We start from the raw sequence: 14,226 nt of genomic DNA on the forward strand, positions 1-14,226 counted from the left end.
ATTTCGCACGGATATCGCAAGGGAGTGCAACCTCTCCGAAGCGAGCGTGTCGCGCATCCTCAATGAGTTGCGCAAGGAAAATACCGTCGAGGAAACGCGCCAGCAGACCAGTGGTGCGGGTGCTCCGACGGCACTGGTTACACTAAGCAAAGATATCGCGGTTCTTGGTATCGAACTGTCCAACAGCCGCCTGTCGTTCGGGGTGGGGGACCTCAAGGGAACGCTGGACTACGTGGAGCGCGTGCCGGCCTCGACGCAGCTGCCCCAGCGGGAGTTCGAGAAGCTGTTTGCCGACAGTGCGACCGCCGTCAGCGCATGGGCGACGGCGCGCGGCCTCGCCCTGCGCCAGGGTGCCATGTCGATCCCCGGCTTCGGTCGTGCGGCCGGTAACTCGATCTATCCCTGGAGCATGGGCCGGCTTCAGGCATTGCTGGGCGAGGCGTTACCGGACGTTCCGCTGACCCTCACCAACTCCGTGATTGCCCAGGCTGCATTCCATCGCTACGCGCGCGCCGGCGGCTACAGCATCTCTGGGGAACATCTCTTCCTTTTCGTCGGGCACGGCGTGGCGGGCGTCATCGTCAACGACACCGCGCCGGTCGATGCTTTCCAGGCCTTTGAAATCGGCCACATGGTTATCGAACGCGACGGCCTGCCCTGTCGCTGCGGGCACAAGGGCTGTGTCGAGGCGTATACCTCATTGCGCGCGGTGTCGCAGATCATCGGTATGAGCGACGCAGACATCCTGACCAAGGGCGACCATTTCATGGAAGCCCTCGGCGTCGATCCGGCGGCCCGCGAGACGCTGCGCGAACGTCAGTTCCTGCTCGGATTGGCGCTCGGCAACGCGCTCAATCTTCATCCAGTGCCAAAGGTGGTTGTAAGCGGCTGGCCGTCGCTGATGCCTGAAGACGATCGTGCGGCGATAGGAGAGGGACTGAACCAGAGCTTGCTCGGCGGATATGCGCCGGAGCGCCTGGAATTGTCGTTCATCGAGCCGGCCATCGGGAACGACCCCAAGGCCGCGCTGCACTACGCGGCCTATTGTTTTGTTCGCAGTGGCGGCCTGGACGAAAGATCCGGTTTAGCTGCCGCGCAGGAGGAGATTAGCTGAATGCCGACCAGAAATCCGCCGAAGGCCAACACCGCCGGTCACACAGGCGTAGTGTTCATAGCCTCGCCGCTTTTTTCCGAGGCCGCTGCCAGCGAACTCGTCACGCGCACGTCGGCGCTCGTCGGTACGGGTGCGCTGGCCGGCAGCTTCGTCTTCGGATCGAAACTTGCGCGCGATCGTGCGAGCTGCGCAGAGGCATTCGCGCAGCTGGACCTGGATGGCCTCGATGGGCTGGTGATCCAGCTGTCGACCTTTGCGACGGCAGAGCTCCTACATGAAGTGCTGTCGCACCTCGGCGATCGTCGCCTGCCGATCGCGCTTTGGGCGCTGGAGGAGACCGACCAGATTGTCACCAACTCGCTGTGTGGTGCTCAGCTCTGGGCGTCGACGCTTATCCGCTTCGGCCATCGCTTCACCTTGCTGCTTGGCAATCCCGACGACGAAAGGTTGGCGGCTCAGCTCGCCGCCTTCGCCGCGGCATCCCGCGCCCACAGGCGGATCCGCGGCTCGCGCATCGCGCTCATCGGCGCGCACGCCGACTGGTTCACCAATCTCGCGGTCGATCCCTGGACGATCCGCCAACACCTGGACGTGACGATCGAACAGATGACGCTCGTCAAGTTCCTCGACGGCTGCAAGGCCAGTCCCGACCAGGAGGCCGACGCCGCGCGGCTCTGGGCCAAGGCCAGCTTCGATGGAGGCGACGACGAAGTCGGCCGCAAGGCTCTGGGGCGCACATATGCCCGCCTTGGGGCCGGCCTGGACAAGATCAAGGCGGACGCGATCGCCATCCGCGACTGGCCGGAAATTCTCTACGCCGAAGATTTCAAGGGCACCTGGGGAGCGCTGGGCGAGCTGTCGGATCGCAGTGTGCCGCTGGCTCCGGAAGGTGATGTGATGGGTGCCGTGACGGCGCTGGTCGCCCGCGCCTTCGACCCAACATCGCTCCCCTTCCTGACCGACATCTCCGGAATCGATCGCGCCAGGAACAGACTTGTGCTCTGGCATTATGGCGTGAGCCCACGCCTGGCCGACGGGCCGCGCTCGCTGGATCCCGCGCTGAAGCAGGAAACCTTTCCGTTGAAAGCCGGGCCGATGACGTTGTTGCGCCTCTCGCTTCGCGCAGACGGGGAGCTGCGCATCTTCGTCAGTGAAGGCGAGATGCTATCGGAAAAATCGAAGGCAAATCGGGCGGCGGGTTTCTTCCGGCCTGATATGGCGGACGCAGAAACCCTGGTGCGCCACTTCATCGACGAAGGTTACGAGCACCACGTGACTGCCGTCTATGGGCGCTGGGCGGATGCCGTATTGCATCTCGGCCGTCAACTCGGCGTGCAGGTCGATCATGCCTGAGGCGTTGAACCCGGCGACCATCCCGGCCGACGCAGTCCATCGCCCCGTCAGCATCGGCTGGCGCGTGGCAGGAGGATCGTGGTCCAGCGCCGCATTCCCGGGGGACGGCGAGATTGCGGTCGAGGTCACCCGCCAAGGCAAGAACTGGCGCATCGTTGCTTCGCATCCACATGCCGAAGCTATCGAGATCGCCTTTGCGGTGCCGAAGGCATTCCAGGCATTCGGCGGAGGCGAGCGCTTCGAGACGCTCGACCTTCGTGGTCAGTCGGTGCGGTACTATCTGGAGAACTTCGGCCTGGGCAACGGCACTTATCTGCCGTCGCCGTGGATCGCCACATCGCTAGGTTATGGGGTCTACCTGCCTGAAGAAGCGGCTGCCATGTTCCACATAGCCGCCCCGCTCGACCCGAATGTGCTGAAGATCCAGGTCGAAGGGAACCGGCTCGAGGTCGAGATCCATGTCGGCACGCTCGAGCAGCTCTACGCGACGCTCATCCAGCGCATCGGCCCTCCGATCATGCCGGAAGACTCCTTCTTCGGCCTGTGGAAAGCCGGTGACTGGCGCATCGAAAACGCAAAGACCGTCGGGGCAGACATCGACGGCTACCGCAACCTCTCCCTGCCGATGGCGGTCAAGCTGATCGACGCCTACTGGGCAGGCGAGGTCCATTCGTTCGAATTCGATATCGCCAAGTATCCCGACGCATGGGACATGGTCGCGCGCATGGCGGCGGACGGAACCGACATCTATCTGTGGCTGTGCCCGTGGGTGGTCGTCGGTACCAAATCCTTCGCCTATGCGAGCGCTAAGGGCTACACGATCAAGGATGCGAACGGAGCGCTCATTACCCGGCGGCCGGGCGCCAACCCCAACATCGTCGCCGCGCTGATCGATTTCTCCAACCCCGACGCCAGCGCGTGGTGGTCGCAGAATCTGCGGAGCTTACTGCAGCGAGGCATCAAAGGCTTCAAGGCGGATTTCGGCGAGCAGCTTCCGGAACATGCCGTATTGCATTCGGGCGAAACGGGCGGGCGTGCGCACAATGCCTTCGTGCGCCAATACCTGGACGCGACGATCGCATCTTTCGACGGTGAGGTGCCGGCGATCATCAGCAGATCTGGTTCGCCGCGCGTGCGCGCGCCCATCTGGAGCGGCGACCAGACATCCGATTTCTGTCCCAAGACCGGTTTGCCGTCGGCGGTCCGTGCCGTGCAGAGCGCTGCATTCGGTGGCTGGTCGTTCGTCGGCAGCGATCTCGGGGGATATTTTGGCACCCCGACCACGCAGGTCTTTGCGCGGTGGTCGCAGTTCTCCTGCTTCACACCGCTGATGATGCTTCATGGGCTTGGCTGTCGCGAGCCGTGGGACATGGATGCGACATCGGTCGCTGTCTACCAGGACTACGCCCGGCTGCATCTTGCTCTGATGCCGGTCTTCCACCGCTATGGCACGGACGCCGCCGACGGTGGTTTGCCGCTCATGCGCATGATGCCCTTGGCGTTTCCGGAGGTCGAGTGGTCCGGCATCAACGACTGGGACCAGCAATACATGCTTGGCGACGATGTGCTGGTCGCGCCGGTGGCATTCTACGGCAACACACGCGCGGTCTATCTGCCCGAGGGCGAATGGCTGGACGTGCTTTCGGGCGACTTCGTCGCCGGACCGACTTGGCGCATACACGACGTGCAGCTGGAGAAGATGCCGATTTTCGTACGCAAAGGCGCGCGTCTGGTGCTGGCGCTGGATACGGCTTCGCGCCGTGCCGTTGAGATCGTGTTCGGTGATGGCGATGGCATGTCGCGCACGCGCGGCCAGGAGGGATGGCGTGTCGAGGTGGTTGGCATCGTCAAGGGTGGCATCAAGGCGACCACGGGGGAACCGGAGGAGCTGGCTGCGTTCTCGCGCTGGTTTGGGACCGCAATCGAATGGATGAAAGTGGTCGAATGATACGGCTCGGCCAGCTTGTCCGGGCCAATTGATCGCGCCTCAGGCGCAATTGTGGGAGGAAGTATATGAAGAACTTGCTGAAAAGCAGCGCCATGGCCGCTGCGATCGCCGCCGGCATGGGAACGGCTCCGGCCTGGTCGGACAATCTGGTGCTGTGGGTGAACGCCCCGCTTGCCTCAGGTGCTGATGCGCCGCTCTACGCCGAACTCAAGGCGTTCGAGGCGGAGACGGGACACACGGTGTCCGTCCAGGCCGTTCCGCACATGGAGATGGAGCGCAACCTTTTCGTCGCGCTGTCCGGCGGTGCCGGGCCTGACGTCATGGCTCTCGACATCGCCTGGGTTGCAGGCCTTGCCGATGCGGGACTTTTGAAAGACATCAGCGCGCAGTCGGAGCCGCTCGCCGCACTATACCAGTCCGGACCTCTGGCGGCCGGCCGCTACAAGGGCAAGCAATACGCGCTGCCGCTCTACACCAACAACGTCGCCCTGATCGTCAATGACAAGATGCTGGCCGCTGCAGGCATCGACAAGGCTCCCACCAATTGGGAAGAGCTGCGTAAGGCCGCGGTCGCGATGACCGACGCGAGCAAGGGAACCTACGGCTTGAGCTTCGGCTCGAACCGGATGGGTGCGTTCCAGCTCTATCCGTTCATCTGGCAGGCAGGAGGCGACATCATCGACGAGAACGGTAAGTCGCATGTGGGCGATCCGGAAGCGATCGCGGCGGTCGACTTCCTGGCCAAGCTCTACACCGAAGACAAAGCGATGCCGGAATCGGTTCTGACCGCAGGCAACTGGGATGAGGTCCATGCGCCCTTTGTCCAGGAACGTGCAGGAATGGTGGTCAGCGGCGACTGGGCAATTGCCGCCATCAAGAAGAACGCGCCGAACCTCGACTTTTCGATCCACCCGCTACCCAAGGGCAAGGAAGCAGCGACCGTCATCGGTGGCTACAACCTCGCCATCCGCGAGGGCACGGCATCGCCCGACGCGGCCTTCAAACTGGTCGAGTGGCTCACCGGCGAACGCAGCATCGAACTGATGTCCAAGTACAATCGCCTGTCGGCGACGACAGCGGCCACCACGCCGGAAGCAATCGCCAAACTGCCAGAGGAAATGCAGCCGTTCATGGCGCAGGCTGGTGTCGGTCATCCCCGTCCGGTTGTCGCGTCGTGGAGCCAGATGCATGGCGACGTATTCGGGAACATGTGGGATGCCGTGATCCGCGGCGAGCCGGCAGCCGAGGCAATGGCCAAGGCCAACACGCAAATTGAGCAGTTGCTGGCCAAGTAAGATGACCACGAGCACCCGTGATACGACGAGACTGAAGCCGCACTGGTCCTCGATTTTCGAGAACGGCACGGGTGCGCGTCTCTACCCCTACCTGATGGTCATGCCAGCGATCGTGATCGCCATCGGGGTTGTGGTCTACCCGGTGGTGTCTGGCATCACCTCCGCCTTTCACGACGTGACGCTGCGCACCCTCAACAGCGGCGACATGCCGTTTGTCGGCATGCGCAACTTCGAGAGGGTCTTCGCCGATCCCAACTTTGTGCTCGCCTCGCTCAACACCCTGATCTGGGTGGTGCTCAACGTCGTGGCGCAGCTCGTCCTCGGGCTGGCGCTGGCGTTGCTGCTGCATCGCATTGTGCCGGGCATCGGCTTCTTCCGCTCCGGTATCCTGGTGCCCTGGGTGGTGCCCAGCGTCGTTGCAGTCCTCACCTGGCGGTGGATGTACGATCCCAGTGTCGGCATCGTGAACGAGATACTGGTGCGCCTGGGTATCATCGACGCCTATCATCCCTGGCTGGGCGATACGGCGACCGCGCTCTACGCCGTGACAGTCGAAAGCATCTGGAAGGGTACGCCGTTCGTAATGCTGCTTCTGCTCGCCGCACTGCAGCTGGTGCCGAAATCCATCCTGGAGGCGGCATCCATGGACGGCGCCTCGGGCTGGCGCAAGCTGTGGTATGTGATCCTGCCACAGATCCGCGTCTCCTTTGCCATCTCGGCCGTACTGACCTTCATCCTCACTGTGAACAACTTCAACGCGATCTGGCTGATGACTGAAGGCGGTCCGCTCAACTCGTCGGAGATCCTGTTCACGCTGGCCTACAAATACGGCTTTCAGCGTTTCGATCTCGGCATGGCTTCGGCAGTCGCGACGATGCTTTTCGTCGGGCTGGTCATCGCTACGACGATCTATCTCAAACTGATCCAGGCAAAGGAAGCCGACTGAGATGCGCCTCGTCCCCATGGAGGCCAAATCGGCCGAGGCACGCGCCAGCGCGCCGCTCAAGCGAACACGCATGCCGAAGGCGGTGCGCACCGGCCTGCTCTATGCCGGTCTCTGGACCGCATTCATCTGGTGCGTCTTTCCCTTCTACTGGATGATCGCCACTTCGCTGCGCGCCAAGGACGAGATCTTCGCGCGACCGCCCTCGATCGTACCGCACTCGGTTACCTTCCAGAACTACGTGGATCTGCTGGTCGGAGCGGAGTTCTGGCGCTTTGCCCTGAATAGCCTGATCCTGACTGCCAGCGTCACAGCGATCAGCGTCGTTCTGTCGGTCACCGCCGGCTATGCGATGGCGCGCCACCGGTTCAAGGGTTCGGTGCTGCTGCCGCTGTTCATGCTCTACGGGCAGATGTTCCCGCCGGTGCTGCTGTTGATCCCTTTCTACATCCAGCTGCGCTACCTGGGCTGGCTGGACAGCCTGTACGGACTGATCCCGGTCTATCTCAGCTACATGCTGCCGCTATGCGTCTGGCTCATGCGGGGCTTCTTCGCCCAGGTGCCGCACTCGCTCGAGGACGCTGCGCGCCTGGACGGCTGCACGCGCTGGCAGGCTTTCTGGCGCGTGATCCTGCCCATGGCGCGTCCGGGCATCGTCGCCGTGGCGACCTGGGTGATGATCCACACCTGGAACGAGTTCCTCTATGCCTCGACCTTCATCTTGTCGGACAAGAACAGGACGCTTCCCCTCGGGCTCTCCGGGCTGATCGGCCAGTACACGACCGACTGGGGCATGCTGATGGCTGGCGGCGTGATCACGGCGGCACCCATATTGCTCATCTTCTTCTTCCTTCAGAAGCATCTGGTCGCCGGCGTCGGCGGCGGTGCGGTGAAGGGCTGACTGGAAGGCTTTTCAATGACCAAGATCAAGAGCGTTCGGGCCTACGCCCTGTCCTGTCCGACACCCGGCGGCGCGACCTTCGCGGTCGGCCGCTCCGCCAAGCGCGACATGGTGCTGGTGCGAATAGAGACCCAGGACGGCATCGTCGGATATGGCGAGGCGCACCACGCCCAGACGCCGAGCACGATCGCAGCCTTCATCAACGATGCGCTCGGGCCGTCCATACTGGGTATGTGCGCTCACGAGACCGAAGCGATCTGGGACGCGAGCTATCGACGCTTCATTGCCACCCACGGCCCGGGCGCCGCTGCCGTGATCGGGCTGTCGGGCGTCGACCTTGCTTTGTGGGATATCAAGGGCAAGGATCTAAGCCAGCCTGTCTACAGGCTTCTGGGTGGCAAGCGGCGCCCCATTGCGGCCTATGCTGGCGGCATCAGCCTCGGCTTCCAGCCCGTCGACCAGCTCAAGGCCGAAATAGAGCGCTACATCGCCAAGGGCTACAATTTTATGAAGCTGCGTGTCGGCGACACGTTGGAAAAAGACCTTGAGCGCGTCTCGGGTGTGCGCGCGGCCTTTGGCGACGACATCGTTCTCGCGGCAGACGCCGGCACCCGATACCGCACCGCTGATATGCACCGCATCGCCGAGATCTGCGAAGCCGGCAAGCTGGCTTGGCTGGAGGAGCCGTTCACGCCCGACAATCTGCCTGGCTACCGTCGACTGCGCGACGTCACCTCTACGCCGCTCGCCGCCGGCGAGAACCACTTCACCCGCCATGAACTGCGGGCGCTGATCAGCGAGCAGGTGATCCAGTTCGTGCAGGCCGATTGCTGCAAGACCGGCGGAATCACGGAGATCCTCAAGATCGCTGCGCTGGCCGGAGCATGGCACCTGCAATTCGCCCCGCACACCAGTGCGTCGGTCTTGAGCACCGCCGCGTCGACGCACGTCCTCTCCGTCGCGCCAAACGCGTTCATCTACGAGGCCGACGTGTCGGCGATCAATGCTTTCAGGGACGAACTGGGGACACCGCTCGAGGTCACCGACGGGACGATCGTGGCGCCCGAAGGTCCTGGCCTCGGCGTGGAGATCGATGAGGGGCTGATCGGGAAATATCCATTCATCCCCGGCGCGTCCTATCAATGAGCCAAGCTGGCGGCTCGTTGGCTCAAGGCCGACGAGCCGCCACTGCCTCCACCTCGACGACGAACTCCGGTCTCGAAAAGCCGGAGACAATCATCAGGGTGGATGCAGGATACGGCGCTGCCATGAGGCGGTTCCGGACATCCATGTAGGGAGCCATATGTTCGCGCGCAGTCACATAGGCATTGATGCGTACGATATCGCCGAGGTCCATGCCGGCAGCGCGCAATACCGCTTCGATATTGGCGAAACACAGTTCGGCCTGTGCGGCGCAGCCCTCGGGAACCGACCCGTCGGCTGCCACACCCAGCTGGCCGGAGCAGAACAGGATGTCTGCCCCGGCAGGCACGAGCATGCCGTGGCTGTAGTTGGAGAAAGGTGGCGCGATGTCGGTCGCGAGAACGGATTTACTCATGTCGGAACCTCCCAGCAGACTGGCATGAACACGTATATCGAGCGCCTTTACGTGGGGTTAGTACAGTCAGCTTTCGCCGGCAGGACCACGGGGCTGCTCGCCTTGACAGATGGGACCCCATCGACAAGACTGCTTCCACCCCATGGCACAGGGCTTCCCGGAAACGAGCCGCAATTCGACCGGTCGCGCAGCGATCAGCGGAGAAGCGGGATGTTAAGCCAGGCCTATGCCAGCCCATTTTCCATCGATCATCTGACCACGGGCGACGCATCCAGTCGCCGCACCTGCGAGTCAACCGCCAGGGGGCCTTTCGCATGACACGCAGTGCTTTCCGCTGGGCCGACCTGACGCGCCCGGATTTCGCGAACCTGGACCGGGCACGCACAGTGCTTGTCCTGCCGATAGGCGCCATCGAACAGCACGGCCCACATCTGCCGGTGTCCGTCGACCGCGATCTCGCGGAGGCAGTTCTGGAGCGGGCGCTTGCTCATGTCGCGGACGACCTGCCCGTACTGGCGATGCCGGGGTTCGCCTACGGCAAAAGCAACGAGCACGCTGCGATCCCCGGAACACTCTCGCTTTCAGCCCAGACGCTGCTGGCTCTCCTTGGCGACCTCGCCGCAAGCCTCGCGGCAACCGGTTTCCGCAGACTGGTCTTTCTCAATGCCCATGGCGGCAACGCGCCGGTTCTCGAGATCGCCGCCCGCGACCTGAAGATCGCTCACGGTCTGAGGATCGCAACTTGCAACTGGTACAATTTCAACGAGGCCGAGCGCCATGGCGACCCGCGCGAGAACGCTTTCGGCATCCATGCCGGGCTGATCGAGACGAGCGCCATGCTGGCGCTGAAGCCCGATCTCGTCGCAATGGACCGGGCAGGCGATTTTTCCAGCCAGGCGGAGGCATGGCAGCGGGATTTCGTTCATATCGGACTGTCTGCCGGTCGCGCACGGCCGGCCTGGACCATCGAGGACATCAGCGCAACGGGCGCCTGCGGCAATGCAGCTGCCGCCGCGCGCGAGATCGGTGAAGAGCTCCTCGCAACAGCTGCCCGCAACTTCGCTCGTTTCCTGAGCGAGTACGACCGCTTCTGCGACCTGCAAGACCAACAAGACCGCGCCCGCTGAGCCGCGCCGGAGGAAAATATGTCCATCTCGGGAAAGAACGACATCGACTGGAAGGCGTTCGCGGCGGCGCTCGGCGAGGTCGAGACCATTGACACGCCGTCGATCGTGAAGAAGCGGTCCCGCGACTTCTTTTGGTACAGTCCCATTCTCAATCGCGACCTGGCATCGTGCTTCGGCGACTTGGTCGCGGTGCCGAAGTCGGCGGAAGAGTTGTCGGTATGCCTCGCCACCGCAGTTGCCTGGAACGTGCCAGTCGTCGTTCGCGGTGGCGGAACCGGAAATTATGGCCAAGCGGTGCCGATGCAGGGTGGGCTGATCATCGACATGACCGGCCTGAACCGGATCATCGAAATCGGGGAGACGACGCTGCACGTCCAGGCCGGCGCCAAGATCGGTGCGATCAACGAGGCGCTGGCCGAGAGGGGCCGGGAGCTTCCGTTGTTTCCCTCGACCGAAGCAATAGCGACGATCGGCGGGTTTATCGCCGGAGGTTCTGGTGGCATCGGCTCGATCCGCCACGGCATGCTGCGCGACGGCAAAAACATCGAGAGCATCGCGGTGCTATCGGTGGAGTGCGAGCCGAAGCGGCATGAATTCTCAGGCAAGGAGATATCGGCGATCCATCACGCCTGGGGCCTCAATGGGGTGATTACGGATCTCAAGCTCGGCACTGTGCCCTCGGCGCGGTGGGGCAACATTATCGCGTCATTCGACGCCTACAGGCAGGCCTTCGAGGCCGGCGTCGAGCTGGGCTCGGCGCGGCATCTCAATCTGAAGCTGTTGACGACCATCGACCGGCGGATCGCCGCCTCGATCAAGCAGCTCGGTGTGATCGCGGAACGCCGCCGCCACCTGCTGCTGGTCATGATCGCCGAGGAGTATGCGGGCGAGGGGATGCGCATTCTGGAAAGACATGGCGGCGTCAAGGAGCTGGAACTCGACAATGCGGCGATGAAGGCATCCGGCCTGCCGACGCTAACCGAGTTTTCCTACAATCACACGACACTGCAAGTGCTGAAGCAGGACCGCACGGTCACCAACCTGCAGGCGACCGTCCGGCCACCGCTGGATGGATCCAGGATCGACGAGTTGCGGGCAGTGGTTGGCGACGAGGTGCTGATGCACCACGAGTTCGCGCTGCTAAACGACCAGCTCGTCGCCTTTGACTTGCCCGTGGTGCGCTACACCACCGACGAACGGCTGTTCGAGTTGGCGAAAATATACGATGACCATGGCTTTCCCACCTCCAATCCGCATGTGCCATATGTCGAGGGCGGGTCCATGAAGCCGGATTTCCGCCACTTGGCCTGGAAGAAGCGGCTCGATCCGCACGGGCTGCTCAATTCGGCGAAATCGCGGCTCTGGGACGCGGTAAAGCACCTTCCAGCCGAGGAAATCGAGCAGCTGCCCAGCCATCAAGCCGTACGGAATGCATCGTGAAGCCCGGCGTCGTCATAATCGGCGCTGGCCACAGCGGTTCGCAGGCCGCGGTCTCGCTGCGCCAGGAAGGCTATGCGGGCGCCATCGCATTGATCGGCGCCGAGCCCGGATACCCTTATCACCGTCCCCCTCTCTCGAAGGCATTCCTCAAGCAGGACGACGATAAGCTGCAGCCGTTGCGCGGCGAAGCTGTCTACGAGGCGAGTGGCATCGACTATCACCGTGCAAGACGGGTGCATCGCATCGATCTCAGCACACGACGCTGCGTCCTGGACGGCGGCGACATAGCGTTTGACGAACTTATCATCGCGACAGGTGCCGCCTCGAGGATGCCTGCAGTCGAGGGGATCAGTCTGGACGGGATTTTCGCGCTGCGCACCGCTTCAGACGCGCGCCGCATCAGGCAGCACATGAAGGATGTTGAAAGCGTTGTCATCGTGGGTGGCGGCTTCATCGGGCTGGAAACTGCCGCGACCATGGCGGCCTTCGGCAAGCGGGTCACCGTGCTGGAGATCGGCGAGCGGCTTTTGGCGCGGGCGGTGTCGCCCGTCGTCGCGACCCACGTCCTCTCGCGTCTCTCTGATTGCGGTGTCGACGTCCGCTTTGGAACGCAGGTTCGCGCCTTTTTCGGCGACGATGCCGTGCGGGGCGTGTTCACCGGTGAGGACGAAACCACCGCGGCCGATATGGTGATCGTCGGAATCGGCGCCGATCCGGATGTCGATCTGGCTGTCGAGGCCGGGTTAGAGGTCGATGGCGGCATTGTCGTCGATGACATGCTGCGCAGTTCGGCGCAGGGTGTCTACGCCATCGGGGATTGCGCCCGGTTTCCGCATTGGCAGCTCGGCCAGCCAGTGCGCCTGGAATCCGTACAGAACGCCACCGACCAGGCGCGGCATGTCGCCGGCGTCCTCATGGGCAAGCCCAATCCCTATGTCACCGTTCCCTGGTTCTGGTCGGATATTGGCAACATGAAGCTGCAGATGGCCGGTCTGTCTGCAAATGCGGATCGTCAAATTGTCACTGGCGATCCCACGGGCGGGGCCTTTGCCGTATATCATTTCAAACACGCCCGGCTCGTAGGCGTAGATACGATCAACCGGCCCGGCGACCATATGCTTGGCCGCAAGATGATCGCTGCGAACTACCAGCCGGAGGAAGCAGACATTCTCGCCGGTCGCGTGAACGATGCGTTCAAGGCGTGGTCGAGCCAGACCACCTCCGACGGCGAGCGACATTTAGCATGACGACAGCGCCTGAAAACACGTACCGGATGGACGCGATCCTAGGAAACGTGCGGATTCCGCGTTCACTGCTCGGCAGCCCCGATGCCTTTGGCGGCCGGCCGGATCGGGACTGCATCGCCGGAAATCTGGTCATCCGTGGCGGGTATGCCGTGGGCATGTCCATTGACGCTCCGATGGACATGGATTTGCGGGGACGTCTGATTACGCAACCCTTTGTCGAGGCTCATTGCCACCTGGACAAATGCTTCACGGCCGAACGGATGGACTATGTCGGCGGTACGCTGGAACAGGCGATCGCTGCGCAGGCAAGTGACAAGCGTAGTTGGAGCCGCGAGGACATCGCGGCCCGGGCGACGCGCGGCCTTCAGGAATTGGCGATATCCGGCACCCGGCTCGTTCGTACCCATGTGGACTGGGAGGTGGATCCGGCCGATCCGGAACGCCTGCCGCTGGCGTGGACCACCCTGGCGGAGCTTGCCGAAACGTGGCGGGACAGCATCGTGCTGCAGCGCGCGGGGCTGCTTCCCATCGATGTGCTGGCTAGCGAAGACTATTGCGATCGCGTCGCGCGCGCGATCGCGCGGACGAACGGCGTTCTGGGCGCATTCGTCGCCAGCCAGCCACAGAGGCGTGCGGGCATTCGCAATATGATCCGCGCCGCGGCAAGGCACGGAATTGCGCTCGATTTCCACGTCGACGAGGGCATGGATCCGGCGCTCGACGGCCTCGAGGTCATTGCGACCGAACTCATCGTCGCCCGCCACGAGGGGCCGGTGCTTTGCGGTCACGTATGCAATCTGGGGACGGTCGATGCCGCAACGCGCGCGCGTCGCATCGAACTGGCCGCCACGGCGAAGCTCTCCGTCGCGGCTTTGCCGAGTAGCAATCTCTATCTGCAGGACCGTGGCGCAAGTATGCCGCTGAGGCGGGGGGTGACGGCAATACGAGAGCTGATCGGTGGCGGCGTCAACATGGTCTTTGGCACAGATAACGTCCAAGACGCCTTCTGTCCTGTCGGCACTCACAGCCCCGCATCGGCGCTTGAGATGGCGGTACTCGCCGCTCAGCTCGAACCGCCCTTCGGCAAATGGCTGCCTTGCGTAATGGGACAAGCCTCCAGCGCACTGGGGGCCGCGATGCCGGACATCGACCATGCAGCGGTTGAAGATCTGCTCCTGTGGAACACCGGACAGGTGACCGATATCGTAAGCGCGGCGAGCCGCACGAAGTCTGTCCGCGTGAGAGAAGCACTGGCGCGCGATTTTTCGTTCGATTAACCGATGGGGCACCGAAGTGACTG

The 14,226-nt window shown here is 63.2% G+C and carries 12 protein-coding genes; 11 read left to right on the forward strand and 1 reads right to left on the reverse strand.

What is annotated here, in order from left to right:
- Positions 1–46 precede the first annotated feature (46 nt).
- The 7 genes from B015_RS30295 (at position 47) to B015_RS0102495 (ending at position 8,700) form a co-directional block, all read left to right on the forward strand.
- A complete protein-coding gene (locus B015_RS30295; protein WP_018426071.1) occupies positions 47–1,114 on the forward strand; it encodes an ROK family protein in 1,068 nt (355 codons plus the stop codon).
- A gap of 234 nt (positions 1,115–1,348) precedes the next feature.
- Complete coding sequence (locus B015_RS0102470) at positions 1,349–2,467, forward strand: hypothetical protein (protein ID WP_157632676.1); 1,119 nt, start codon at positions 1,349–1,351, stop codon at positions 2,465–2,467.
- Positions 2,460–4,415 (forward strand): TIM-barrel domain-containing protein, encoded by a 1,956-nt coding sequence (locus tag B015_RS0102475; RefSeq protein ID WP_018426073.1) that lies wholly within the window; start codon positions 2,460–2,462, stop codon positions 4,413–4,415. Before B015_RS0102470 ends, B015_RS0102475 begins: the two co-directional genes overlap by 8 nt.
- Positions 4,416–4,480: 65 nt before the next feature.
- A complete protein-coding gene (locus tag B015_RS0102480; protein ID WP_018426074.1) occupies positions 4,481–5,710 on the forward strand; it encodes a sugar ABC transporter substrate-binding protein in 1,230 nt (409 codons plus the stop codon).
- Between the two features lies 1 nt (position 5,711).
- Entirely contained in the window at positions 5,712–6,656 is a 945-nt protein-coding gene (locus B015_RS0102485; protein WP_018426075.1) for a sugar ABC transporter permease, read from the forward strand.
- A 1-nt stretch (position 6,657) separates the two neighbouring features.
- Complete coding sequence (locus B015_RS0102490; RefSeq protein WP_051091887.1) at positions 6,658–7,554, forward strand: carbohydrate ABC transporter permease; 897 nt, start codon at positions 6,658–6,660, stop codon at positions 7,552–7,554.
- A gap of 15 nt (positions 7,555–7,569) precedes the next feature.
- The gene (locus B015_RS0102495) at positions 7,570–8,700 is read left to right on the forward strand and encodes a mandelate racemase/muconate lactonizing enzyme family protein (RefSeq protein WP_018426077.1); all 1,131 of its coding nucleotides are present in this window, start codon (positions 7,570–7,572) and stop codon (positions 8,698–8,700) included.
- 22 nt (positions 8,701–8,722) lie between these two features.
- On the opposite strand, the gene B015_RS0102500 is transcribed toward B015_RS0102495, so the two are convergent.
- Entirely contained in the window at positions 8,723–9,112 is a 390-nt protein-coding gene (locus B015_RS0102500; protein WP_026226811.1) for a Rid family hydrolase, read from the reverse strand.
- Positions 9,113–9,426: 314 nt separating this feature from the next.
- Here B015_RS0102500 and B015_RS0102505 point away from each other — a divergent pair, with 314 nt between their 5' ends.
- From B015_RS0102505 to B015_RS30300, 4 genes are read left to right on the forward strand one after another with little or no spacing between them, the layout of a single operon-like run.
- On the forward strand, positions 9,427–10,239 hold the full coding sequence (locus B015_RS0102505) for a creatininase family protein (protein WP_018426079.1): 813 nt from the start codon (positions 9,427–9,429) through the stop codon (positions 10,237–10,239).
- 18 nt (positions 10,240–10,257) lie between these two features.
- Positions 10,258–11,679 carry an FAD-binding oxidoreductase gene (locus B015_RS0102510; protein ID WP_018426080.1) on the forward strand — a complete coding sequence of 474 codons (1,422 nt, stop codon included), beginning with the start codon at positions 10,258–10,260 and terminating at the stop codon, positions 11,677–11,679.
- The gene (locus B015_RS0102515; RefSeq protein WP_018426081.1) at positions 11,676–12,926 is read left to right on the forward strand and encodes an FAD-dependent oxidoreductase; all 1,251 of its coding nucleotides are present in this window, start codon (positions 11,676–11,678) and stop codon (positions 12,924–12,926) included. Before B015_RS0102510 ends, B015_RS0102515 begins: the two co-directional genes overlap by 4 nt.
- Positions 12,923–14,203 (forward strand): amidohydrolase family protein, encoded by a 1,281-nt coding sequence (locus B015_RS30300; RefSeq protein WP_018426082.1) that lies wholly within the window; start codon positions 12,923–12,925, stop codon positions 14,201–14,203. The genes B015_RS0102515 and B015_RS30300 overlap by 4 nt, the downstream gene beginning before the upstream one ends.
- The last annotated feature ends 23 nt before the right edge of the window (positions 14,204–14,226 follow it).

This window comes from Hoeflea sp. 108 (assembly GCF_000372965.1).
Classification (GTDB): Bacteria; Pseudomonadota; Alphaproteobacteria; order Rhizobiales; family Rhizobiaceae; genus Aminobacter.